The organism is Variovorax sp. GW821-FHT09B01, from assembly GCF_059418345.1.
Genome location: NZ_JBWKPQ010000013.1, coordinates 198,745 through 221,965 on the forward strand (window position 1 = coordinate 198,745; position 23,221 = coordinate 221,965).

Here is a 23,221-nt window from a genome sequence, read left to right on the forward strand (position 1 = left end):
CCGTTCAGGGCCGCAGCGTCTCGCGCACCAGCTTCGGATCGCGCGCGATCTCTTCCTCGCGGAACGGGAAGCGCAGCCAGTCCTTGCGCGCATAACGCAACACGGGTGCGGCGCCCGCGCCGTTCGTCACCGCGGTCTCGCGCTCGCCGTGCGCGAGCAGCGTGCGGGCCTGCACGCCGCGTGCGTCGAAATGGACGATCTGCAGGTAGGTGTTGCCGTGCGAGTCGGGTCCCATGCGGTAGCTGCCTTCGGCATCGGCGCAGGCGACCGTGAAGTAGCCCTCCGCATCGCAGCCGCCGAACAGGGGCACGTTGTTCCCGCCGCTGCGCACGAAGCGTTGGACGCCCAGCGGTGCGTTCAGCGGCCAGCCCTTCTTCCTCATGTCCTCGACGGCGCCGGCAAGGGCTTGCGCGATGCGCGGATCGCCTTCACGGATGCCGGAAGGCGTGGAAAGCGGGGCCTGCGCCGAAAACGGCGTGGCATGGAGTTCGTCCGCCGGCATCGCGCTCAGCCGCGTCCAGAAGAAGTCCCACAGCAACGCGCCGCGCGCATCCGCATCCGCGCGGTTCGACCAGCGGCGCAGCACCTGGCAGGCGGGGCCGGTCGCCACCGAACGCGCCACGCCGCCGGCACCGGCCGCGATCTCGACCGATGCGGATCCGCAAGCGCTCCGCAGCAACGGCACCTTGAACAGATCGGCGCTGTAGGCGCGCGATTCGAGCACCTTGCGCGACAACCGGTCGGCCAGGCGGCTCGCGGAAGTCTCGCGGGCCCGCAGCAGTTCTCCGGCGATCCGGTGGCCCTCGCGTCCGCGCAGCGACAGAGGTTCGGGCTCCGCACCGAGCACGCTGGCGAAGCCCACGAGCGGCTGCGCCGGATTGCTGAGCCAATGGCTATCGTTCATGTTGGCCACGTAGTCCTCGCGCAGCAGCGCGGGCATGCGAACGGCCGGCATCGCCGAAGCCTGCACGGCGGCCGGATCGCGCCGCCAGTCGCAGGCCGATCGGCTGCCGTCGAGCATGGGCGTCTCGGCATCGAGGGCCGCGAAGGCTTTCAACAGCGGCGTGGCACAGGCGACGCGCAGGTCGTCGGGCACATCGGGCACTGCGCCGATCTCCGAATACCAGGCGCGGTTGTCGCCGCGCCCGATCGCCACCGTGTTGACCCAGGGCATGGCGGCCTCTTCGCGCTGGATCGCGATGAATTCGTCGAGCGAGCGCGCACGGTTCCAGCGCAGGAAGTTGCGGAAGATGCGCGGGTTGTCGGCATTGATGTCGCGGATCGCGAGGGCCTTGCCCGCGCGCCAGCCGAGCGCGGGATTGCGCGCGCCGAGATCGATCACGGGACCGAAGCGCGTGCGCCAGAGCGTGCGCCGCACGGTCTCGACGCTGCCGTCGGCACGGCGCACCTCGACCGCGAGCGGCTGCGCCTGCATCGGCTGCGAGACACCGTCGACCATGTAGCGCGTGGCGTCCGAGGGATCGAGCGTGAGGTCGAACAGGCCGAAGCGCCGGGCCGCCGACACGGTGTGGCTCCAGGCGATGTCGTTGTTGAAGCCGATCATGACGACCGGAATGCCGAGGAAGGCGATGCCCGCCACATCGACGGCGCCCGGCAGCGTGAGATGCGCCTGGTAGAAGCGGTCGGGCCCGCCCCAGTACCAGTGCGGATTGCCGAACAGCACGCCACCCTGCCCGCCCGTGGCGGCGCCGCCGAAGCCGAGCACGTTGCTGCCGATGCCCTGCGCGTCGCCCACCGGGATGCGCAGCCGCGACGAGAGCGAGAGCCGGTCCGCCGAGGCCGGCGGCGCCGCGGCCGCGGGCTGCGCCTGCGCGATCTCGACGACGAAGCGCGTATACCCGCCCGCGAGAGCGGCCGCGATCATGCGGCGGTGCACGTCGTCGGGACCGATGGGCTGGACCCATGCCGCATCCGCGCAGGCGGGCCGGGCCGCGACGGCGGCCTTTGGTGCTGCCGGCTGGTGGAGCGTGCCCACATAGCGGTTGTACCCCTCGGCATAGCCTTCGATGAGCTGTTCGAGCTCGGGGGGATTCGCCTGCCGCAGGCTTTCAATGGCCGGCGCGCCGGCGAATGCCTTGAAGAAGAAGTCGAGGTCGAGGTTGGCCGGCGTGCCGAAGGTGGAGCGCGTGGCCGGTTTCGCGTCCGGTCCGAAGTGGAAGGAGCGCTCGCCGCGGTAGGTGACGAAGGCATCGGCGAGCGTGCACAGGGCGTCCTGCGCCTGCGCATAGCCCTGGCCGAAGCCCAGGCCGCGCCAGTCGGCGGCGTGGATGTGGGGAATGCCGTCGGTGGTGCGGCGGATGTCGATGGCCGCGTGGGCCTCGGCCTGCGGTGTTGGGCGCCGAGCCTGCACGCCCGAGCCGAAACCGAGTCCCAGCATCAGCGCCGCCACGGCCAGCACCTGGCTGCTCGATCGGCGGGCGCGCCGGCTTGCGGGCCGCGAGGCGGCCGCTGTCGAAGAATGAGTCACGCGAATTCCAGGAAGGTACGGCCAGAACGATCCGGAAGAAATTCCTGCGCGACCGCTGCTCCGCTGCAAGAAGTACAGACGCGCGAGCGCCCGCTTTGTTTAGTGCAGCGGGCTGCTGCGCTCCTGCGCCAAGGCCGAGTCCTCTGCATCCGCGCGCCATCCGCCGCCGAGCGCCCGGTACAGCGCGACACGCGCCTCCAGCCTTGACTGCATCAACTGCACCTCGCGATCGCGCGCCTCGTGCAGCGTGCGTTGTGCGTCGAGCAGCACCAGCAGGGTTTCGGCACCGGCCCGGTAGCGCGACTCGGCCAGTGCCTCGGCACGCCGCGCCTGGTTCAGTTCCTCGGCCTGGGCGATGGCCTGGGCATCGAGGCCGGCGACACCAGTCAGCGCCGTCTGCGCATCGGCCAGGGCGGCGGCGATGGCCCCGCGGTACGACTGCAGGAGCTCTTCCCGGCGCGCCTCGGCAAGGCTGCGCTCGCCCGCGAGCCGCCCGCCGTCGAACAGCGGCGCGGCCACGCCGGCCGCGAGCCGGTAGACCGGATCGCCGAACAACCCGCCGGACCCCGACCCGCCGAGCGAAGCGTTCAGCGAGACGCTCGGCAGCAGCGCGGCGCGCGCGGCATACACGTTCTGGTCGGCCGCGGCCAGCCTGGCCTCGGCGCGCGCGATGTCGGGCCGGCGCACGAGCAGTTGCGATGGCAGGCCGGGGTCGATCGGCGGCACGCGCAGCTGCGCGAGCGGTACCGCAGCGCCGCCGGCATCGCCCGGCCGCGCCATCGCGTCGAGTCCGCGCAGCAGCGCCAGCGCCGTGAGCGCTTCGTCCACACGCTGGCGCATCGCCGCGAGTTCACGCTCGCGCGCGGCCACCAGACCGCGCTGCTGGGCGAGTTCGAGCGCGGTCGCGGCGCCCGCCGCCTGGCGCGACGACACCAGCCGCAGCAGCCGCCGCGCGTTGTCGAGGCTGTCGTTCGCGATCGCGGCGCGCTCGCGCAGGCCGCGCAGCCGCAGCCACGCCGATGCCGCCTCGGCGCTCAGGCCCACGCGCACCGCGTCGCGGTCGAAGACGCTGGCGCGCCAGCCTTGCAGGCCTTCCCGCCGCAGCGCGGCCTGGCGGCCCCAGAGGTCGAGTTCGTAGCGGGCCGCGAAGCCCGCGAGATGTTCGCTGCCCGCTACCGAGGCCTGGCCATCGACGCGGCCCTCGCGGCTGGCATCGATGTTGGCGCTCAGCGTGGGCCAGCTCGACGCGCCGGCCACGCGCGCCTGCGCGCGGGCCGCCTGCATGCGCGAAACCGCCATCGCGAGATCGTGGCTGCCGGCCTGGGTCTCCACGATCAGCGCATCGAGCTCGGCGCTGCCGAAGGCGCGCCACCACTGCGCGTCGGGCGCATCGGCTTCCACCGGCGGCGCGGTGGATGCCGCGGACAGCGACGCCGGTACACGCCAGGCGGCGGGCACGGACACCGCGCGCTCGGAAACTTCGGGCGGCAGGGCGCAGCCGGCCGCGAACAGCGCGCCGAGCAGCGCGCCGATCCTCCACGGGAGGCTGGCTGGGCTGGAGGTCGATGGGTCTGACATGCGAAACAGAAAAAAGGACGTCGTGCGATCGGGCTTCGCTACTGCGAGGCCAGCGCCACCACCGGGTCGAGCCGCGCCGCGTGGCGCGCGGGCATGAAGCCGAACACCAGGCCGGTCAGCACCGCACAGCCGAAGGCACCGAGCACCGCCAACGGCGAGAACAGCACCGGCACGCTGGCCAGCATCAGTGCCGCCACGACCAGCAGGCCGACCGCGACACCGACCGAACCGCCGACGGCGGTCACCAGCACGGCCTCGGTCATGAACTGGCGCTGGATGTCGGTCTGCCGCGCGCCGGTGGCCATGCGGATGCCGACCTCGCGCGTGCGCTCGCGCACGGTCATCAGCATCACGTTCATCACGCCGATGCCGCCGACCACCAGCGAGATCGCCGCGATCAGGCCCAGCATCAGGGTCATCGCGCGCGCGGTCTCGGACTGCGCCCTGATCGCCTCGACGCGGTTCCAGACCTGCACGTCGTTGACGCGGCGGCGCGCGGCCAGGCTGGACTCGATCGCGCTGGCCGTCGCGATGGCACGTTCCATGTCCCGGACCTGGACGCCGACCCAGGTCGGATTCGCATGGCCGGCCAGCCGCGCGGCGGCGGCGGAGAACGGCACGATGATGCGGTTGTCCTGGTCCTCGCCGTCGGTGGTGCCCTTGGCGGCCAGCACGCCGATCACCTCGAACGGCACCTTCTCGATCAGCACGTTCTGGCCGATCGGGTTGCTGCCGTCGGCAAACAGCGCCTTGCGCACCGTCTGGCCGATCACCGCGACCTTGGCAACGCTGCGCTCGTCCTGCGCATCGAACATCTGGCCCTCGCTCACGGCCCAGCCGAGCACGCGCGAGAAGTCGACGGTGGTGCCGCCGCTCTCGGTGGCGAGATCGACATTGCCGCGGCGCGCGACCACCCGGTCCTCGATGTACGGCGCGACGGCCTCGACGTTGGGCAGCTCGCGCACGATGTCGACGTCTGCCAGCGTGAGCGGGGTGGTGGGCGAGCGGCTGCTGCCCTCGCGCGCCGCCATGTACATGGTGCGCACGCCGAAGGTCTCGAACTGCGCGAGCACCTTCTTCTGCGAGCCGCCGCCGACCGCGAGCATCGCGATCACCGAGGCGACGCCGATCACGATGCCCAGCAGCGTGAGGCCGGTGCGGAAGCGGTTGATCCACATCACGCGCCAGGCGGCGCGCGCGGCTTCCCGCAGGTCGGCGGCCATCGAGGCCTGGCCGGCGCGCGGCCCGCGCGACGCATCCCACGCCGGGCGCGGCCCGTCGGCGGGACGCGCGTCGCCGGAGTCGGCCACGATCTCGCCGTCGCGGATCTCCACGATGCGGCGGGCCTGCGCGGCGACCTGCCGGTCGTGCGTGATCAGGATCACCGTGTGCCCCGCGTCGGCGAGTTCGTGCAGCAGCTTCATCACCTCCGCGCCGCTCTGGCTGTCGAGCGCGCCGGTGGGCTCGTCGGCCAGGATGACGCGGCCGCCGTTCATCAGCGCGCGCGCGATGGCCACGCGCTGCTGCTGGCCGCCCGACAGCTGGCCCGGCCGATGGTCAAGGCGGGCGCCCATCGCCAGCCGTTCGAGCAGCGCGGTGGCGCGCACGCGGCGCTCGTGCTCGGGCATGCCGGCATAGAGCGCGGGAATCTCGACGTTCTCGCGCGCCGACTCGGTCTGCACCAGGTGATAGCCCTGGAACACGAAGCCGAAGGTCTCGCGGCGCATGCGCGCGAGCGCGTCGGCATCGAGGTCGGAGACGTCGCGCCCCTCGAACAGGTAGCACCCGTCGTTCGGCCGGTCGAGGCAGCCGAGGATGTTCATGAGCGTGGACTTGCCGGAACCGGACGCCCCCATGATGGCGACGAACTCGCCCGCATGGATCTTCAGCGAGATGCCGCGCAGCACCGGCGTGGGCGCGGGATCGTCGGGCGTGCGCTGCGGCAGCCCGTAGGACCTGCGGATGTCCTGCAGCTCGACCAGCGGCGGCGCGTTCGCCGCCTCCGGGCCCGGCGTCGCGCTCATTGGAGTCCCTTCGTGCTTCGCACTGCGGCGCGAGCTTGCTGGGGGCGGCCCGGCGCTGCGCTCATGGCTTCGCGGTCTTGCCGAAGCCCGCGTCGGCCACGATGCGCTCGCCCGCCTCGACACCATCGAGGGCCTGTGCGAAGACGCGATTGCGCACCCCGATGCGCAAGGGCCGCGTCTCGACGCTGCCATCGGGCCGCAGCACGCGCACGGTGTAGCGATCCGCGGCATCCGCCACCGGCACGAGCGCCGTGGCCGGCACGATCAGCGCATCGGCGGCGGCGGCTTCGACGAAAGTGACCTGCGCGGTCATCTGCGGCATGAGTTCGCCGTCGGCGTTGTCGATGTCGAACAGCGCCGTGTAGACCACGACCTTGTTCGGCGTCGCGGGGGCCGCGGCGGTGCTGTCGTTGCCGCCGGTCTTGGCCGTCGGCGACGGCGGGGCCGGCAGCACCTGGCGCACCTTGCCTTGCCAGCGGCGCTGGTTGTTGCCCAGGGTCGTGAAGTAGACCGGCATGCCGGCCTTGACGCGGCTCACGTCGGCTTCCGACACCTCGGACCACACGGTCATCGCCGACAGGTCGGCGATGCGCAGCACGTCGGGCGTCTGGTAGGTGGCGTTGAGGGTCTGGCCCTCGCGCGCGGTCACCGACACCACGGTGCCCGCCATCGGCGCGAAGATGCGCGTGTAGCCGAGCCGCGCCTCGTCGGCCTGCAGCGTGGCCTGGGTCTGCGCGATCTGGGCTTCGAGGTGCTCGATGCGAGCAGCCGCCGAAGCGAACGCGGCCTCGGCGCTCTGCACGTCCTCTTCGCGGGTGGCGCCGTCGGCGGCCATCTGGCGCTGGCGCGCATGCTGCTGGCCGGCCAGCCGGTGCTGCGCGCGCTGGTCGGCCAACTGGGCACGCAACCCGGCCAGCGACGCCCGGCCCGCATCGACCGTGGCGCGCTGCACGCTGGGATCGATCTCGACCAGCAACCGCCCCTTGTCGACCACGTCGCCGGGCTGGACGTGCAGCCGCAGGATCTGACCCGAGACCTGGGCGCCGACATCCACGTAGCGCCGCGGCTGCAGCGTGCCGAAGGCAGTGACGCTCGATTCGATGGCACCGCGCCGCACGACCGACGACTCCACCGCGCTCGCGGGCCGGCGCGCCCAGAGATAGCCCGCGGCTGCCAGAGTCAGGAAGAGAACGAGGAGGATGGAAACGATTCTGCGCATGTCGAGGAAAGGGAGCGTGCGGGCCATTCACGCTTGCGCGGACGCCGCGAGCGGAGCTGTCTTCTTGGAGTTCGCGCGTATTCTGTACGGTCCGAAATCGGCCACACGCGGCGCAAGGTCGATGCCTTCACGGGCCACAGACGGCCGGGTGGCGGCTCTCTCTTTCTACGCGGCCGCCTTCTGCGGTGCACGCACGCGCTCTTCCGCGATGCGGCCGGCCTTCATGGTGATCACGCGGTCGGCGATGTGGAAATAGCGGTCGTCGTGCGAGATGACCACCAGCAGGTGGCCCTTGGCGCGCAGCTCGGGCAGCAGCTCGGTGTAGAAGAGATGGCGGAAGGTCGGGTCCTGGTCGGCGGCCCATTCGTCGAACACCAGCACCGGACGGCCCTCGAGGTAGGCATGCACCAGCGCGAGCCGCTTGCGCTGGCCGGTGGACAGGTCGGTGGTGGTGAAGGCGCCGTCCTTGACCGAGACCTTGTGCGCGATCTCGAGGCGCTGCAGGTAGGGCAGCGCGGTCTCGGGCAGCGTCTGCCGGCCTCCTTCGCCGCCGGCCACCAGGTCCTCGAACAGGTAGAAGTCGGAGAACACGGTGGTGAAGAGCTGCCGGTAGTCGTCGCGGGTCTCGGGCGTGACGGCCTTGCCGTCGAGCACCACCTCGCCCTGCTGCGGCGCATAGAGGCCGAGCAGCAGCTTGATGAGGGTGGTCTTGCCCGAGCCGTTGTCACCGACGATGAAGACGATCTCGCCGCGCTCGATGCGCAGGTCCACCGGACCGAGCACGAAGGCGTCGCTGCCCTCGGGCGTGTCGAATGCGTAGCGCACGCCGCGCATCTCGATGGCCTCGCGCATCGGCGGCGAGGTCGGTGGCGAATCGAGATGCAGGTGCGGCTCCGGCGTGGCGAAGCGGGCCGTGAGATCGGCGATGCGTTCGAAGGCCACCCGGGCCCGGCCCAGGTGCGGCAATGCGCTGACGATCTGGTCGATCGGCCCCTTGATGAACAGCAGCACCAGCACGAAACCGCTGAGCACCGTCGGCTCGGTGGTCCGCCAGGCGGCCCAGCCCAGGATCATCGCGATCAGCAGGAAGAACAGCGCGGAGCCGAAGGAGGTGGCGAGCACGAAGATGTTGATCGCCCGGTGGTTGATGTCGCGAATGGCATCGACGGTGCGCGCGATCTGCCCTTCGTACACGCGGGAGCGCCGCGCGCGGTGCATGCGCAGCTCCTTGGCGCCCTCGCTGATGCCGCGGTAGGCCTTGTGCAGCAGTTCCTCCTGCTCGCGCGACTCGAAGAAGCCCGCGATGCCGCGTGCATGGGCCCAGGTCTGGACGGCCACGCCGATCAGCATCGCCACCACCAGCAGGCCGAACAGCGGCAGCGACAGCCAGCCTAGATAGCTCAGGCAGCCGAGCGCGATGGCGGTCGAGATCATGGTGGCGGCCAGCATGAAGGCCACGTCGCTGATCATGTCCACGTCCTGCGTCAGCACGGGCATCAGGCGGTGCATGCGGTAGCGCTCCAGCGCATCGATCGGGGCCGCGAGGATCTTCAGCGCCAGATCCTTGCGCACCTGCGCGACCAGGCGCTGGCCCACGACGTTGTTCGAGATGTCGGAAGCCGCGCGCCCGACCAGCGCGATGACGCACAGCACGACGAAGGTCAGCAGCAGCCCTCCCGCCATGCCGCCGGGCCGGCTCAGCACCTCGTTGATGGTCGCCAGCAGCGCCACGGTGGCCACGCCGGCCCCGATGCCGGTCACGGCGGAAAGCACGATCCAGGGGACGAAGGGTTTCAACAGCCGAAGCAGATCGGACGCCTTGGCGCTGGAGGAAGGTACTTGCATGCCGGTATGACGGATCGGCGGCCCGGATGTTTAGTGCCTACTGCAGCGTCGACGGGGTTCGCGGATCGTCGTCGGGCACCGAACCGACCAGGGCCGCGCCCGCCAGTGCCCACAGCGTCAGGGCTTCGTCGAATGCGCGCACATGCCTGGCATCGCGCCCGAGCCACAGCACCAGCCTCTGTGCGCGCTCGAGCGACGGGGCGTCGTGCAGTTCGCGAAAGAGCTGCCAGGCCTCCTTGCAGGCCGGATCGGAAATAGCGTGGTGACTGGAGCTCATCGTGTCAGGGCGCCTCGGTGGGTGTGGATGGGCAGTTAGACGCGGTTCGCCCGCGGATGTTTAGCCGCTGTCATCTTCGTGCCTCGATTCCTCGGGCTGTTTCGTGGCGCTAAACCTTTGGGCACGCCAACCGTCTCCCATCGATGAGCCATTGCGCGACGGCCCGCGGCCCCTTTCCATGATTTCGCTTCTGGCGCCGATATTCCAGGGCGAATGGGCGGCCTACGGCGAAACGTTGGCCTGCTCGCCACGCGTGCCCGCGGACGCCGTGCGGGTGGCCGACCTGATCGCCGATGCGGCCCTGCTGGCCGGACTGCTGCGCCAGCACGCCCGCCACCTGCGCGCGCACGGCACCGACCTGCGGCCGGTGGCCTCCGCCTGGAGCCTGCACTATCTGAACGCCCTGCTGCCCCCGGTCGCGGCGGCCGCCAGCCTGCTGCAGCATGGCTTTCCGATGGCACCCGCGCGGGTGTGGCTCACGTTCGCGGAAGGTGCCGTGCCGCAGTGCTTTCACATCACTGACGAGGGGCAGCCCCGGCACGGCGCCGGCACGGCCGAACGCTATGCGGCACTGCTCCAGGAGCATCTGGCGCCGCTGTTCCTGCAGCTGACCCGCTTGACGCGGATCGCGCCCAAGATCCTCTGGGGCAATGCCGCGCGCTACCTCGAACCGGTGCTCGAGCAGGGCCTGGCGGCGAGCGGCCAGGCGCCCTCCGTGGCGCAGGACCTCGACCACCTGCTGCACCAGCCACTCTGGGGCTGCGACGACAACCCGATGTTCACGCCACCGCGCCGGGCCGTGCGCCTGGAGGCCGGTGTGCCCGCACCCATCGCGCTGCACCGGCAATGCTGTCTCTACTACCTGCTGCCCGAGGAAGGCTATTGCGCCGCCTGCCCGCTGGCGCCGGAGTTCCGCAAGACGCGGGCCTGAGCGACCGAGCTAAACAAACCGGCCGGCCGCGCGTCTTTTGCGGATATGCATCCATTCATAGATGCGACTGCGACGCCCCCATGCCACTGCATCCCGATCTCGAAGCCTTCCTCGAACTGGCCGCCCTCGCCGAAGAGGATGGACGCGCACCGATGTGCGAGCTGGAGCCCGCGCAGGCGCGCGCCAGCTACGACCAGTCGACCCTCGCGCTGGACGGCGTCGGGCCCGAGCTTCCGGTCGAGGACATCGGCTTTCGCGCCCGCGACGGCGCGACGCTGCGCGCCCGGCTGTACCGGGGCGGCGATGCGGGCACGCCGCTGCCGACCCTGCTGTACTTCCATGGCGGCGGCTACGTCGTCGGCGGGCTCGATTCGCACGACGCGCTGTGCCGCGCGCTGGCGCAGCGCACGCCCTGCGCGGTGCTGGCCGTGGACTACCGGCTCGCGCCGGAACACAAGTTCCCGACCGCCTTCCACGACGCCGAGGATGCCGCCCTGTGGCTCGCGGCGCAGGGCGCATCCCATGGCCTGGACCCCACGCGCGTGGCCTTCGCCGGCGACAGCGTCGGCGGCACGCTCGCCACGGCCCTGACGCTGGCCGCGCGCGATGCCGGACGCCCGCAGCCGCTGCTGCAGGTGTTGCTCTATCCCTGCACCAGCATCCGCCAGGACAGCGATTCGCACCGGCGCTACGCGAGCGGCCACCTGCTCGAGCAGCGCACGCTGCAATGGATGTTCGGCCACTACCTGCGCAGCGAAGATGACCGCACGGACTGGCGCTTCGCCCCGCTCGCCGCGCGGGACCTGTCGGGCCTCGCGCCCGCGCACATCGTGCTGGCGGAATACGACCCGCTGGTCGACGAAGGCCGGGCCTATGCCGAGCGGCTGCAGGCGGCCGGCGTGCGCACGCAAGTGCAGGTGCACGAAGGCATGGTCCACGACTTCGCCCGCCTGAGCCAGGTGGTGGAGGAAGCCGACACCTTGCGCTCGTCGATCGCGCAAACGCTGGCCGATGCATTCGGACGTGCATCCGTCGCCGCAGCCGCACCGGTACCCGTGCCGGCATCGGCGATCGGCGCCTGGGTGTTCCATGCGCACCCCGACGGCGATCCGCTCGAGGTGCGTCTCGACACCTCGAAGCTCACGGTCGGCCCGCAGGCCGGCCATGGACCGATCAGCCATTGGCTGCTGCACGAGCAGGCCGGTACGCTGCGCCTGGACGGGTCGAACAGCCACGACGCCGAGCCCGCGCAGACCCATCTGCTGGCCGCCGTCGAAGCCGCCTTCGTGCGCCATCCGCAACGCACCACGCTGTCCCTGCGACTCGCGCCATCGAGCCAGGCAGGCCTCGCGCGCCTGGTCGATGCCGGCGCGGCGAGCCTGCCGCCGGGCCCCGATGCGATCGTGGCGCGCGAAGCCTTCTGGCAACTGCCGCGCGTGTGGCAGCGCGGGCCGCGCGAGCCCTTCGCGCAGCGCTACACGCTGAGCCAGGGCCGCCGCCATCCGCTGCGGCCGGCCAAGCCGGCCGGTACCGTCTACCAACGCCACATCCCCTGGCTGTCGCAGACGCTGTCGCTGGACACGGTCGACATCGAGCGCGACCTGCCGGCCTTCCATCGCTGGATGAACGATCCGGTGGTGGCGCACTTCTGGGAAGAACAGGGCGAGCTCGCCAGGCATCGCGCCTATCTCGAAACGATCGCGGCCGACCCGCGCGTGACGGGGCTGATCGGGCGCCTCGACGGCGAGGCCTTCGGCTACTTCGAGGTGTACTGGGCGAAGGAGGACCGCATCGCGCCCTTCTACGACGCGGGCGACCACGACCGCGGCTGGCACGCGCTGATCGGCGAGGCGCGTTTTCGCGGCAAGCCCTTCCTCACGGCCTGGATGCCTTCGGTGTCGCACTACCTGTTTCTCGACGACTGCCGCACGCAGCGCATCGTGATCGAGCCGCGCGCGGACAACCACAAGATGATCAAGAGCCTGGGCCGCTGCGGCTACGCCCACGTGAAGGAATTCGACTTTCCGCACAAGCGCGCGATGCTCGGCATGCTGCTGCGCGAACGCTTCTTCGGCGAAGCCCTCTGGATTCCCCAGGGGGACGCCACCGTCTCGCCACCTTCGGCCGATCGCGCCGAACCTCCCCTCAAGGACATTCCATGCAAATCCACGACCTGATCGGCATCGGCTTCGGCCCGTCCAATATCGCGCTGGCGATCGCGCTCGACGAGAAGCGCCACCACGGCCAGTTCGTGGATGCCCTGTTCATCGAGAAGCAGCAGGGCTTCGTCTGGCACAAGAACATGCTGCTCGACAACGCGCACATGCAGATCTCGTTCATCAAGGACCTGGCGACGCTGCGCAATCCCTCGAGCCGCTTCACCTTCCTGAACTACCTGCACGAGAAGCAGCGCCTGCAGGACTTCGTCAATCTCAAGACCTTCTTCCCGAGCCGGCACGAGTTCAACGACTACCTGGGCTGGGCCGCGGCGCAGTTCGAGGACCGCTGCGCCTACGGCGAGAGCGTGTTCGAGGTGGTGCCGGAGATGCGCGGCAGCGAAGTGCAGCTGGTGCGCGTGCGCTCGCGCCAGGCCGACGGCAGCGTGCGCGAGCGGCTGGCGCGCAACCTGGTGGTGAGCGTGGGCGGCGTGCCGAAGATCCCGGCGCGCTTCCAGCCCTTCAGGGACGACCAGCGCGTGTTCCATTCGAGCAGCTACCTCGAGGCGATCGCACGGCATCCGAAGGCCGAGCGCATCGCCATCGTGGGCGCGGGCCAGAGCGCGGCCGAGATCTTCATGGACCTGCAGAGCCATCCGAACAAGCCCGCGGTCGACCTGATCATGCGCGCCCGTTCGATCAAGCCCTCGGACGACAGCCCCTTCGTCAACGAGATCTTCAACGCCGACTTCACCGACTTCGTGTTCAACCGCTCGCAACCCGAGCGTGCCGAGCTGCTGGAAGAGTTCTGGCACACGAACTACGCGGCGCCGGATCTGGAGCTGATCCAGCAGATCTTCAACGTGTTCTACCGCCAGCGCGTGGCGGGCGTGGCACGCCACGGCTTCCTGCGGCGCCACGAGGTGACCGCGGTGCGCGCGGCCGCGGACGGCGTCCACCTGTGGCTGCACGACCTCAACACCGACCAGCGCGGCGAGCATGGCTACGACGTCGTGATCCTCGCCACGGGGTACGAGCGCGACGGCCACAAGACGCTGCTCGATCCGCTCGCGCCGTACCTGGGCGACTTCACGGTCGACCGCAACTACCGGCTGCAGGGCACGCCGGAACTGAAGCCGGGCATCTTCCTGCAAGGCGCCTGCGAAACCAGCCACGGGCTCAGCGACACGCTGCTGTCGGTCACGGCCATCCGTTCCGACGAGATCGGGCAGGCGCTGCTGGAAGCGAATCCACGGCCGGCGCAGCAGGCGCATGCCTCAGGGCGTACACCGCTGCCGGCCGCCGTGATTTAACGCTTTGGACATCGCGCGGTGATACACTTAATAAGAATCGTTCTTATTACAGATCCCCGGGGTCGACCCAGCGCGCTGCCGTATCGCCGGCTCGTCATTCCTAGCCGGAGCTGACGAGCCCGAAGGCAAGACCAGCGACCGGGCTCCCGGGGCCCATCGTCGATGCTTGCGAGAAGGCGGCCGGATGCGCGACCTCGTCCAGGAACTTGTAGCTCACTATGCGGACTTGCGCCGACAGCTCACTCGCGACCTGAGGGATCCCCACTACGCGGCGGACATCGCGCAGTCGAGCTTCGAGCGGGTGTACGCGCACGCGATGAAGTCCATCGGGGCGGCGCGTGCCGATTCGACGTCGGACGAGGCGAGTGGCAACGGTGGCATCGAGTCGCCCCGTGCCCTGCTGTTCCGGGTCGCGCGCAACCTGTGCATCGATGAGGCCCGTCGCCGCAAGGTGGCGCAGGAATGGATCGGCACGCACGCGGTGGTCGAGACCCAGAGCGCGGCGCCCTCGAGCGAGTTCCTCCTGGCCCAGCAGCGCGTGCTCGCGCGCGTGGTCCAGACGATGGAAAAGCTGCCGCCGCGCAGGCGCGAGGTCTTCCTGCTGTTTCGCGCCTACGGTCATACGCGCGCGGAGATTGCCCAGCGCCTGGACATCACCGAGATGGCCGTCGCCAAGCACCTGCTTCGCGCCACGATCGATTGCTCGCGGGTGTTCGCCGAATTGCGCGCCGAGCTCATCGAGCCGCAGTACGTGAGGAACCACGCGGGCTTCGACGCGTCGCTGGCCGAAGACTTCTCGTGAGCATCGGCATGGCGATGGGGGCTCCGCGCGAGCGCATGGTCGAGAAGGCGCTGGCGCTGATCGTGGAAGCCGAGATCGCGCCCGATCAGGCCGCGCATGCGCGCCTCGCACTCAGCCAATGGCGCGGCAAATCGCCCGAGCATGCGGCGGCGCTGCTGGAGGCGCGGCAGCGGTGGGACGCGCTCGGCGGCATGGCCGATGACCTGCGCACGCATTTCGAGGCGTCGAAGGCCGATCTGGCGAACGCGTCCGCCGCGGCGGACGCGCGCCGGCCTCAGCGCCGCAAGCATCTGTTGTCCATCGTGGGATTGCTCGGCGTCGGGCTGCTCGGTGGGCGTGGCGTTCACTGGTATCTGCAGCAACCCGTCTTCCATGCGGCCTTCCAGACGCGGACGGCCCAGCTGTTGAAGGCGACGCTCACCGACGGCATCGACGGCAGGACGGGCAGCCGGCTCGACCTGGCGCCGCTGAGCGCTGTCGACGTCACGCTCTACCGCCAGCGCCGGGTCGTGGAGATGGCCCGCGGCGAAGTGCGCTTCGAGGTGGTCCGCGATGCCGACCGGCCATTCCGGGTCCGTACCCGCGAGGGAACGATCGAAGTGATCGGCACGGTGTTCACCGTGCGCGATCGCGGCGGCCCCGTGCTCATCGGCGTCGAGCGCGGGCATGTGCGGGTGCGGCCCTTGCGGGGGCCGGAGGGCAGCGTCGAGGCACACGCCGTGGATCTGCATGCCGGCGAACTGGTGGAAATCAGCGACGGCAGCATGGCGCCCGTGCGAAGGGCCGACACCACGGCGCTCGCGGCCTGGCGCGACGGCTGGCTGGTCTTCGACAACACCCCGTTGAGCGACGCGCTGGCTGCCGTCAACAGCTACCGCACCCAGCCCATCGTCACCGCGGGACCGCGCATCGACGCCATGCGGCTGTCCGGGCGCTTCCGCAGCAACGATTCCATCGGCCTGCTGGCCGCCCTGCCCTCGATCCTGCCGCTTGCCGCCGTCACCCGCCCCGACGGCAGCGTCGAACTGCGCCAGCGCTGACACCGCCCGGCCAGGAAAGAGACGGCAGGTCCAAAGTTCCTGTCTCCGTCTGGCGAGTTCAAACGTCTTGCTTTCAGAAGGGCGCGGCGCCGCGTCCCGCGGACCGCGTTCCCGAACTGAATTCATTCGCCTTTACCAGACCTGGAGCCTCGACCCATGCGTTCTTCGCCTCGCCAACATCTTCTGAGCGCCGCCCTCGCGACAGCCCTCGGAACCGCCTTTCTCAGCTGGAGCAGTCTGGCCACCGCCCAGACGCCGGGACAGGCCGCGAGGGTGTTCGACGTCAGCGTCGCGGCCCAGCCGCTGTCCTCCGCGCTCAACGAGCTCTCGCGGCAGACCGGCATGCAGTTCTTCGCAGCCGGCGACGTGGTGGCGGGCGTCCAGTCCCCCGCGCTCTCGGGCCGGCTCACGGTCCAGCAGGCGCTCGAACGGCTGCTGGCCGGCAGCGGCCTGGTCGCCGTTCGCAGCGGCGAATCGCAAGTGACCGTGCAGCGCCAGTCGACGGCACCGGCCGAGCGCGGCAGCCTGCCGCCCGTGAGCGTGACCGCCGCGCCGGGCGCCGACGGAACGACCGAGAACACGGGCTCCTACACCACGCGGGTGACCGGGGCCGGCACGCGCATGGACCTGTCGCTGCGCGAAACCCCGCAATCGGTCAGCGTGATCACGCGCCAGCAGATCAGCGACCAGAACCTCGTCACGCTGAACGACGTGCTGCGCCAGACGCCCGGCATCGTCGCCGACCGGATCGACGAGCGCGTGAGCTACACCTCGCGCGGCTTCACACTGAGCCCGATGATCGACGGCATCCCGACCCTGGCCTATGCGAGCGTGGCCGGCGAGACGAGCATCATCAACACGGCCGTCTACGACCGCGTCGAGATCGTCCGCGGCGCCGCGGGCCTGCTCAACGGCGTCGGCTCGCCCGGTGGCTCGATCAACCTCGTGCGCAAGCGGCCCACCACGGAGTTCTCGGGCTACGTGGCCGGCGGCTTCGGCTCGTGGAACCGCTACAACACCGAGGCCGATCTCGGCGGCAAGCTCAACGAGTCGGGCACCGTGCGCGGCCGCGTCGTGGCGTCCCACACCGACGGCGACAGCTTCACCGACCACAAGAAGCAGCGCAACAGCGTCTTCTTCGGCATCGTCGAGGTCGACCTCGCGCCGACCACCACGCTGGCGGTCGGCTACGAGTACCAGAAGAATGCGATCAAGGGCGCCAACTTCGGCCAGGCCCCGCTGTTCTACAGCGACGGCACGCGCACGCGCCTGCCCGTGTCCTTCAACTCCAGCACGCCGTGGAGCCACTGGGACATGACCAGCGACCGCTTCTTCGTGAACCTCGAGCACCGGCTCGACAACGGCTGGCGCGTCAAGGCCGAGGGCGCGCTGGTGAACAGCAAGCGCGACCGCGCGGGTGGCGACCTCTGGCTCTACCCCTCCACCTTCGATCCGTTCACGCAGGAAGGCGTGCTCGATCGCGGCGACAACCCGGCCCATGGCCGCAACAAGTCCTTCGACGTCTACGCCACCGGGCCCTTCGAACTGTTCGGCCGCACGCACCAGGCCAGCATCGGCCTCAACGTGAATCGCTACACCTACTCGGTCTACAAGAACAACTCCGTGCTGGACACCGCGGACCGGGAACCGGTCACGCTCTACAACCTGTCGGCCGCGCCCCGGCCCCAGTTCATCTATCCGATCCTGAACTTCGGCGAGCAGACCGAGGAGACGGCCATCTACGGCTCGACCCGCCTGCGCCCGACGGACAGCCTCTCGGTCATCCTCGGCGGCCGGGTCACCTGGTATCGCAACAGCGGCTACGACACCGACACCACCGGCAGCGAACCCGTCACGACCTATACGCCGCGGGTCAGGGAGAACGGAGTCTTCACGCCCTATGTCGGCCTCGTCTACGACGTGAGCAAGGAGTTCTCCCTGTACGCCAGCTACACCGACATCTTCCAGCCCAATACCGCGAAGGACGTGAACAACCGGGTCCTCGATCCGAAGCGCGGCAACAACATCGAACTCGGCATCAAGGGCGAGCACATGGACGGCAGGCTCAACACCAGCTTCGCCGTGTTCCGCTCGGAGGAAGACAACCTGGCCGTGGACATCCCCGGCGCCGCGCCGCTGCCCGATGGCTCCACGCCATCGCGCGCCGTCAAGGGCGCGCGCAGCAAGGGCTTCGAGGCGACGGTGTCGGGCGAGATCGCGCGCGGCTGGCAGATCATGGGCGGCTACACCTACCACACCAAGCGCGATGCCGAGGACAAGCTGCTCAATACGCCGCTGCCGCGCCGCCTGCTGCGCATCGCGACCACCTACCGCCTGCCCGGCGACTGGAGCAAGCTCACCGTGGGCGGCAGCCTCAGCTACCAGAGCCGCATCTACTACGACGAAGCCTACGAGCTCGGCCGTGTCACGCAGGGCGGGCTGACGCTGCTGGGCCTGATGGCGCGCTACGACTTCACGAAGCAATTGAGCGCCACGCTCAACATCGAGAACGTCGGCAACAAGCGCTACTACAGCGGCCTGGGCGGCTACAACGGCTACACGCAGGGTGCGCCGCGCAGCGCGTGGCTCAGAGCCACCTACAAGTTCTGAGCCCTCGGGGCCAGCCCGACCCGCGCCGGCCCCGCCCTCTCATCGAAGCCCCGCCGCGCGGCGGGGCCTCGGCTCACGCCGCCGCCATCGCGGCGGCGCCGCTCGCGGGAAGCTGCAGCGCCACGCAATGCCGCACGATCGCCTCGAGCTGTGCGCGATAGTCCAGCGACAGACGTTCGATCGTCTCGGGCCGGAACATGGCCTGGCTGTAGATCCAGCTGACCGCGAGCCTGCCGTCGAACACCTGGCCGATGATCTCGATCCAGTTCGGCAAGGCGCCCCGCGCGTCGCGCTCCGCGCCCGCTGACTCGCCGCTGGTGGGCGAGAAGATCGACGCCTCGCCGAAGCTCTGATCGAACTGCCCCAGGTAGTTGAAGGTGATCCGCGGCTCGGCCGCCGCGAGCGCACCCCGCACCGCCTCGTCGGCATGCAGGTAGCGCAGCGCGCCGAAGCCCACGCCCTTGTCCGGCACCGCCCGCAGCGCGGCCGAGACCGCGCGGATCGACGACTCCAGCGGCAGGTCGCCGCCCGGCAGGCGCACCGGATAGGCGCTCGTGAACCAGCCCACGGTGCGACTCAGATCGAGGTCGGCCGCGTCGCCCTCGCGCCCGTGGCCCTCGAGCGTGATCAAGGTCTCGGGGCTTTTCGTCCAGGCGGCCACGGTGCGCGACAGCGCGGTCAGCAGCAGGTCGTCGATGCCGGTGCCATAGGCCGCGGGCGCGGCGCGCAGCAAGTCCTGCGTGAGCTCGCGCTCGAGTTGCACGTAGGCCACCACGCGGTCGCTGAACCGGGCCGGGACCCGTGCATCGTCGCGCGGCAGGTCCTCGATCCCGGCCAGCTGCCGCTGCCAGTACGGCAGTTGCAGCGCCAGCGCCTCCGACCGCGCCCACGCCTGCAGGTGCAGCGCCCAGGCCTTGTAGGCAGCCGTCTTCGCCGGCAGCCGCGGCTCTTGCGGCTGCGCGAGCTGCTCATAGAGCGACTGCAGGTCCTCGAGCAGCACCCGCCAGGAAACGCCATCGATGTTCAGGTGATGCACCACGATCAACAGCCGCGCGCTGCCGTCGGCATGCCGCATGCATGCCACCCGCCACACGGGGCCGTCGGCCAGTGCCAGGCTTCGCTGCGTGCGCTCCGATTCGCGCTCGATGTCCTGCGGCGTGGCGACCTCGCAGCACCGGAGCACGTCGGCCGCGTCGGACGGGATCGCATAGGACTGCCGCCACGAGCCGTCCGCTTCGCGGACATAGCGCATGCGCAGCGCATCGTGCTCCCGCTGCAGCAGGTCGAGCGCGCGCCGCAGGCGCGGCTCGTCCAGCCAGGACTCGACGCGCAGCAGGATCGACTGGTTGAAGTGATGGCGCTCGGGGATCTCCTGCGCGAAGAACCATTGCTGGATCGGCAGCAGCGGCAGCGTGCCCTCGGCCTCGATCCGCGGCGCGGCAGCGGCCGAGGGCGCGGCGCCGTCGGCCCTCGCGGCCATCAGCGCCTCGATGGTCTGGTGGCGGATCAGGTCGCGCAGGCGCAGCTCGAAACCCAGCTTCGCATTGCGCACGCGCGAGATCACCTGCAGGCTCAGGATCGAATCGCCGCCCATTTCGAAGAAGTTGTCCGCGATGCCGACGCGTTCGACGCCCAGCACCTGTCGCCAGATCGCCGCCAGTTGCACCTCGGTGTCGTTGCGCGGCGCGCGAAAGACGCTGTCGGCCTCGGCCGCCGGCTCCGGCAGCGCGGCGCGGTCGAGCTTGCCGCTGATCAACCGCGGCAGCCGCGGCAGCGCCATCACGCGTGCCGGCACCATGTACTCCGGCAGCCGCTCGGCAAGCTGCCCGCGGATGCGCTGGACCAGCGCGTCGTCGGCCTCGTCGGCGGCCGCCACCACGTAGGCCACCAGCTGCTGGCCCGAGGCACTCTCGCGCGGCACCACCGCGGCGTCGAGCACGCCCGCCACCTCGCGCACCCGGGCCTCGACCTCGCCGAGCTCGATGCGGAAACCCCGCACCTTCACCTGGTGGTCGGCGCGGCCGATGTATTCGATGTTGCCGTCGGTCATCCAGCGCACCAGGTCGCCGGTACGGTAGAGGCGGCCGCCGGCGCCGTCGAAGGGATCGGCCACGAAACGCTCGGCCGTGAGGCCGCGGCGTCCCAGGTAGCCGCGCGCGAGGCCGTAGCCGCCGATATAGAGCTCGCCGATCGCGCCGCGCGGCACCGGCTGCATGTCGGCATCCAGCACGTACGCCGCGCGTTCGCCCACGGGCCGACCGATCGGTGCGTAGGCGCAGTCGAAGGTATCGGTGGCGCGGCTCTTCCAGATCAGCGGCGTCACCACGGTCTCGGTGGGGCCGTAGCCGTTGATCAGGATGCGTGGCTTGAGCGTGCGACAGACCTTGTCGTACGACGCCTTCGGCATCGCCTCGCCGCCGAAGACGTAGAGCTCCACGGGCGGCGCATCGTCGCGCAGGCTCGCCCAGTCCGCGATCTGGCCCAGGTAGGCCGGCGGGAAGGCCGCGTTGGTGATGCCGTAGCGGTGCAGCGCCTGGTAGGTCTGCTCCGCGGTCCACAGCTCGTTGTCGCGCAAGGCGAGGCCCGCGCCCACGCACAGCGGCGTGAGCCAGCGCTCGTGCGCGCCATCGAACGAGAACGACATGAAATGAAATTCGCAGGAATGCGGGCCCATGCCGTAGATCGCGGCCGTGGCCAGGCAGTGCATCGACAGCGGCCCATGCGTGACGGCCACGCCCTTGGGCATGCCGGTGGAGCCCGAGGTGTAGATCACGTAGGCCAGGCTGTCGGCATGCACCCGGGCCTGCGGATCGTGCGTGGCCGCCTCGTCGAGGCTCAGTTCCTCGAGCACCGCCAGCGCCACGCCCGGCACCTCGGGCATCGCCGCGAGCCGCGGCAGCACCGCGCGGTGCGTGAGCAGCAGCGCCACGCCGCTGTCGCGCACCATGAAGGCCAGCCGGTCCGGCGGGTAGGCCGGATCGAGCGGCACATAGGCGCCACCGGCCTTGAGCACCGCCAGCAGGCTCACGATGCTTTCGAGAGAGCGCTCCAACGCGACCCCGACCAGGGTGTCCGGACCGACGCCGCGCGCCATCAGGTGGTGCGCCAGCCGGTTGGCGCGCGCGTTGAGCGCGCCGTAGCTCAGTTCGTCCTCGCCGCACAGCAGCGCGATCGCCTCGCCGCGCCGCGCGGCCTGCGCCTCGATCAGGCGATGCACCGGCAGATGGCCGACGGCATCGGCCGGCGCTTCGTTGCGGCCGAGCGCGAACATGGCGGTGCGCTCGCCCTCGTCGAGCCAGGACAGCTCGCCGACCGCCCGCCGCGCATCGGCGCTCATCTGCGCGAGCAGGTGCTCCATCTGCCGGCGCAGCGCCAACACGAAGGCATCGCCGAATTCGCGGCGACCGTAGCAGTACTCGATCTCCAGCGTGTCGTCGGCCACCACCTGCAGGTCCATCGCATAGCCGGTGAGTCCGCCCACGGCGATCTCGCCGAATCGCGGTCCGTAGCGGTCGAGTTCGCGCATGGCGCGATCGATGGGCGCGTTCTCGAACACGATGATGCTGTCGAACAGCGGGCGGCCCGCGGAGCCGGTCCAGCGCTGGATGTCGGCGAGCGCGGCATGCTCGTGTTCGCGCAGGCGCAGGTTCACATCCTGGACCTCGCGCAGGTAGTCGCCGACCGCGCGGCCCGGCCGTCGAGAGACCGGCACCGGGATGGTGTTGATGAAGAGCCCCATCATCTCCTGCGCACCCGGCAGCGAGTCAGGACGCCCGGCCACGGTGGCCCCGAACACGACATGGTCGCGCCCGGTATGGCGCTGCAGCAGCAGCGCCCAGGCGGCCTGGACCAGGGTGTTGAGCGTCACGCGCTCGCGCTGCGCGAACTGCTGCAGCGCGGCGGTGCGCGTGCGATCGAGCCGCGTGTAGATCTTCTCGAAGCCCTCGCGCGCGGGATCGGCGTGGCCGGCCTCCGCCAGCAGCGTGGGACCGTCGAGCGCGCCGAGCGCGGAGGTCCAGAAATCCTGCGCCGCCCGGGCGTCCTGGCGCTGCAGCCAGCGCACGTAGTCGCCGTACACCGGCGGCGTCGAGGTCAGCGCCTCGCCGGCATAGGCGCGCAGCCACTCGCCCATGAGGCGGGAATCGGTCCAGCCGTCCGACAGGATGTGGTGCCGCGTCCAGACCAGTTGCCAGCGGTCTTCCTCCAGGCGGATCAACGCCACGCGCGACAGCGGCGGACGCAACCAGTCGATCGCGCGGGTCAGGGCCTGCGCCTCGTGGTCGGCCAGCCGCTGCGCGGCCTCCGCGCCATCGAGCGCACGCCAGTCGAGTTGCTCGACGCTGGCCGGCGCCTGCCGGAACACCAGTTGCAGCGGCCGGGCCATCCCGTCGCGCCAGAGAAAACCGGTGCGCAGCATGGCGTGGCGCTCGACCATCGACTGCCAGGCGCGCTCGAAGCGCCGCGCATCGATGTCGCGGACCTCCACGCTCAGCTGGTTGACGTACAGGCCCGAGCCGGCCGCCGCTGCCGAATGGAAGAACATCCCTTCCTGCGTGGGCGCCAGCGGATAGACGTCCTCGATCGCATCGGCATCGAGTCCGGTCGCCGCGATCGCGTCGGCCGGCAGAAAATCGCTCAACCGCCCTCGCACCGAAGGGACGACGGCCGACAGCGCGAGCGGATCCAGCGGCTCGGCCCGCCCGGCCAGCCGCTCGATGGTCTGCTGCTCGAACATCAGGCGCGGCGAGATCTTCCAGCCCGCGGCACGCATGCGTGCCACGATCTGCAGGCTCAGGATGGAGTCGCCGCCGAGCTCGAAGAAGTTGTCGCCGCGCCCCACGCGCTGCACCCCCAGCACCTCCGCCCACACCCCCGCCAGCGCACGCTCCACCTCCCCGCGCGGCTCCTCGTACGCCACCCCGGCACCCACCTCCGGTC

At 70.4% G+C, this 23,221-nt stretch carries 13 protein-coding genes; 6 read left to right on the forward strand and 7 right to left on the reverse strand.

Annotated features, from left to right (window positions below):
* Window positions 1-4 precede the first annotated feature (4 nt).
* From AC07RV_RS29660 to AC07RV_RS29685, 6 genes are all read right to left on the reverse strand, one after another.
* The gene (locus AC07RV_RS29660) at window positions 5-2,488 is read right to left on the reverse strand and encodes a penicillin acylase family protein (protein ID WP_296781273.1); all 2,484 of its coding nucleotides are present in this window, start codon (window positions 2,486-2,488) and stop codon (window positions 5-7) included.
* Window positions 2,489-2,587: 99 nt separating this feature from the next.
* Complete coding sequence (locus AC07RV_RS29665) at window positions 2,588-4,066, reverse strand: efflux transporter outer membrane subunit (protein WP_296781272.1); 1,479 nt, start codon at window positions 4,064-4,066, stop codon at window positions 2,588-2,590.
* 38 nt (window positions 4,067-4,104) lie between these two features.
* Complete coding sequence (locus tag AC07RV_RS29670) at window positions 4,105-6,090, reverse strand: MacB family efflux pump subunit (RefSeq protein ID WP_296781271.1); 1,986 nt, start codon at window positions 6,088-6,090, stop codon at window positions 4,105-4,107.
* A 61-nt stretch (window positions 6,091-6,151) separates the two neighbouring features.
* Entirely contained in the window at window positions 6,152-7,309 is a 1,158-nt protein-coding gene (locus AC07RV_RS29675; RefSeq protein ID WP_296781270.1) for an efflux RND transporter periplasmic adaptor subunit, read from the reverse strand.
* A gap of 165 nt (window positions 7,310-7,474) precedes the next feature.
* The gene (locus AC07RV_RS29680) at window positions 7,475-9,154 is read right to left on the reverse strand and encodes a cyclic peptide export ABC transporter (protein WP_296781269.1); all 1,680 of its coding nucleotides are present in this window, start codon (window positions 9,152-9,154) and stop codon (window positions 7,475-7,477) included.
* Window positions 9,155-9,191: 37 nt separating this feature from the next.
* Window positions 9,192-9,431, reverse strand: coding sequence for a hypothetical protein (locus AC07RV_RS29685; RefSeq protein WP_093340174.1), 240 nt, complete (start codon window positions 9,429-9,431; stop codon window positions 9,192-9,194).
* 178 nt (window positions 9,432-9,609) lie between these two features.
* Here AC07RV_RS29685 and fhuF point away from each other — a divergent pair, with 178 nt between their 5' ends.
* The 6 genes from fhuF (at window position 9,610) to AC07RV_RS29715 (ending at window position 18,283) form a co-directional block, all read left to right on the forward strand.
* Window positions 9,610-10,362 (forward strand): siderophore-iron reductase FhuF, encoded by a 753-nt coding sequence (gene fhuF / locus AC07RV_RS29690; protein WP_296781268.1) that lies wholly within the window; start codon window positions 9,610-9,612, stop codon window positions 10,360-10,362.
* 80 nt (window positions 10,363-10,442) lie between these two features.
* Window positions 10,443-12,539, forward strand: coding sequence for a GNAT family N-acetyltransferase (locus AC07RV_RS29695; RefSeq protein WP_296781267.1), 2,097 nt, complete (start codon window positions 10,443-10,445; stop codon window positions 12,537-12,539).
* Entirely contained in the window at window positions 12,521-13,831 is a 1,311-nt protein-coding gene (locus AC07RV_RS29700; protein ID WP_208513703.1) for a lysine N(6)-hydroxylase/L-ornithine N(5)-oxygenase family protein, read from the forward strand. The genes AC07RV_RS29695 and AC07RV_RS29700 overlap by 19 nt, the downstream gene beginning before the upstream one ends.
* 184 nt (window positions 13,832-14,015) lie before the next feature.
* Complete coding sequence (locus AC07RV_RS29705; RefSeq protein ID WP_296781266.1) at window positions 14,016-14,633, forward strand: RNA polymerase sigma factor; 618 nt, start codon at window positions 14,016-14,018, stop codon at window positions 14,631-14,633.
* Window positions 14,630-15,673: a FecR family protein gene (locus tag AC07RV_RS29710; protein ID WP_296781265.1), complete on the forward strand. Its 1,044-nt coding sequence runs from the start codon at window positions 14,630-14,632 to the stop codon at window positions 15,671-15,673. Before AC07RV_RS29705 ends, AC07RV_RS29710 begins: the two co-directional genes overlap by 4 nt.
* A gap of 156 nt (window positions 15,674-15,829) precedes the next feature.
* The gene (locus AC07RV_RS29715) at window positions 15,830-18,283 is read left to right on the forward strand and encodes a TonB-dependent siderophore receptor (protein ID WP_296781264.1); all 2,454 of its coding nucleotides are present in this window, start codon (window positions 15,830-15,832) and stop codon (window positions 18,281-18,283) included.
* A 73-nt stretch (window positions 18,284-18,356) separates the two neighbouring features.
* Here AC07RV_RS29715 and AC07RV_RS29720 read toward each other — a convergent pair whose 3' ends face one another.
* Window positions 18,357-23,174, reverse strand: a complete 4,818-nt coding sequence (locus AC07RV_RS29720; protein ID WP_296781263.1) for a non-ribosomal peptide synthetase — start codon at window positions 23,172-23,174, stop codon at window positions 18,357-18,359.
* Window positions 23,175-23,221: the final 47 nt, after the last annotated feature.

Excerpts from the sequence above, each read along its gene's own strand:
- AC07RV_RS29705 (WP_296781266.1), top strand. The coding sequence starts at position 14,016 with ATGCGCGACCTCGTCCAGGAACTTGTAGCTCACTATGCGGACTTGCGC.
- AC07RV_RS29715 (WP_296781264.1), top strand. The coding sequence starts at position 15,830 with ATGCGTTCTTCGCCTCGCCAACATCTTCTGAGCGCCGCCCTCGCGACA.
- AC07RV_RS29680 (WP_296781269.1), bottom strand. The coding sequence starts at position 9,154 with ATGCAAGTACCTTCCTCCAGCGCCAAGGCGTCCGATCTGCTTCGGCTG.
- AC07RV_RS29685 (WP_093340174.1), bottom strand. The coding sequence starts at position 9,431 with ATGAGCTCCAGTCACCACGCTATTTCCGATCCGGCCTGCAAGGAGGCC.
- AC07RV_RS29675 (WP_296781270.1), bottom strand. The coding sequence starts at position 7,309 with ATGCGCAGAATCGTTTCCATCCTCCTCGTTCTCTTCCTGACTCTGGCA.
- AC07RV_RS29670 (WP_296781271.1), bottom strand. The coding sequence starts at position 6,090 with ATGAGCGCGACGCCGGGCCCGGAGGCGGCGAACGCGCCGCCGCTGGTC.
- fhuF (WP_296781268.1), top strand. The coding sequence starts at position 9,610 with ATGATTTCGCTTCTGGCGCCGATATTCCAGGGCGAATGGGCGGCCTAC.
- AC07RV_RS29695 (WP_296781267.1), top strand. The coding sequence starts at position 10,443 with ATGCCACTGCATCCCGATCTCGAAGCCTTCCTCGAACTGGCCGCCCTC.
- AC07RV_RS29700 (WP_208513703.1), top strand. The coding sequence starts at position 12,521 with ATGCAAATCCACGACCTGATCGGCATCGGCTTCGGCCCGTCCAATATC.
- AC07RV_RS29665 (WP_296781272.1), bottom strand. The coding sequence starts at position 4,066 with ATGTCAGACCCATCGACCTCCAGCCCAGCCAGCCTCCCGTGGAGGATC.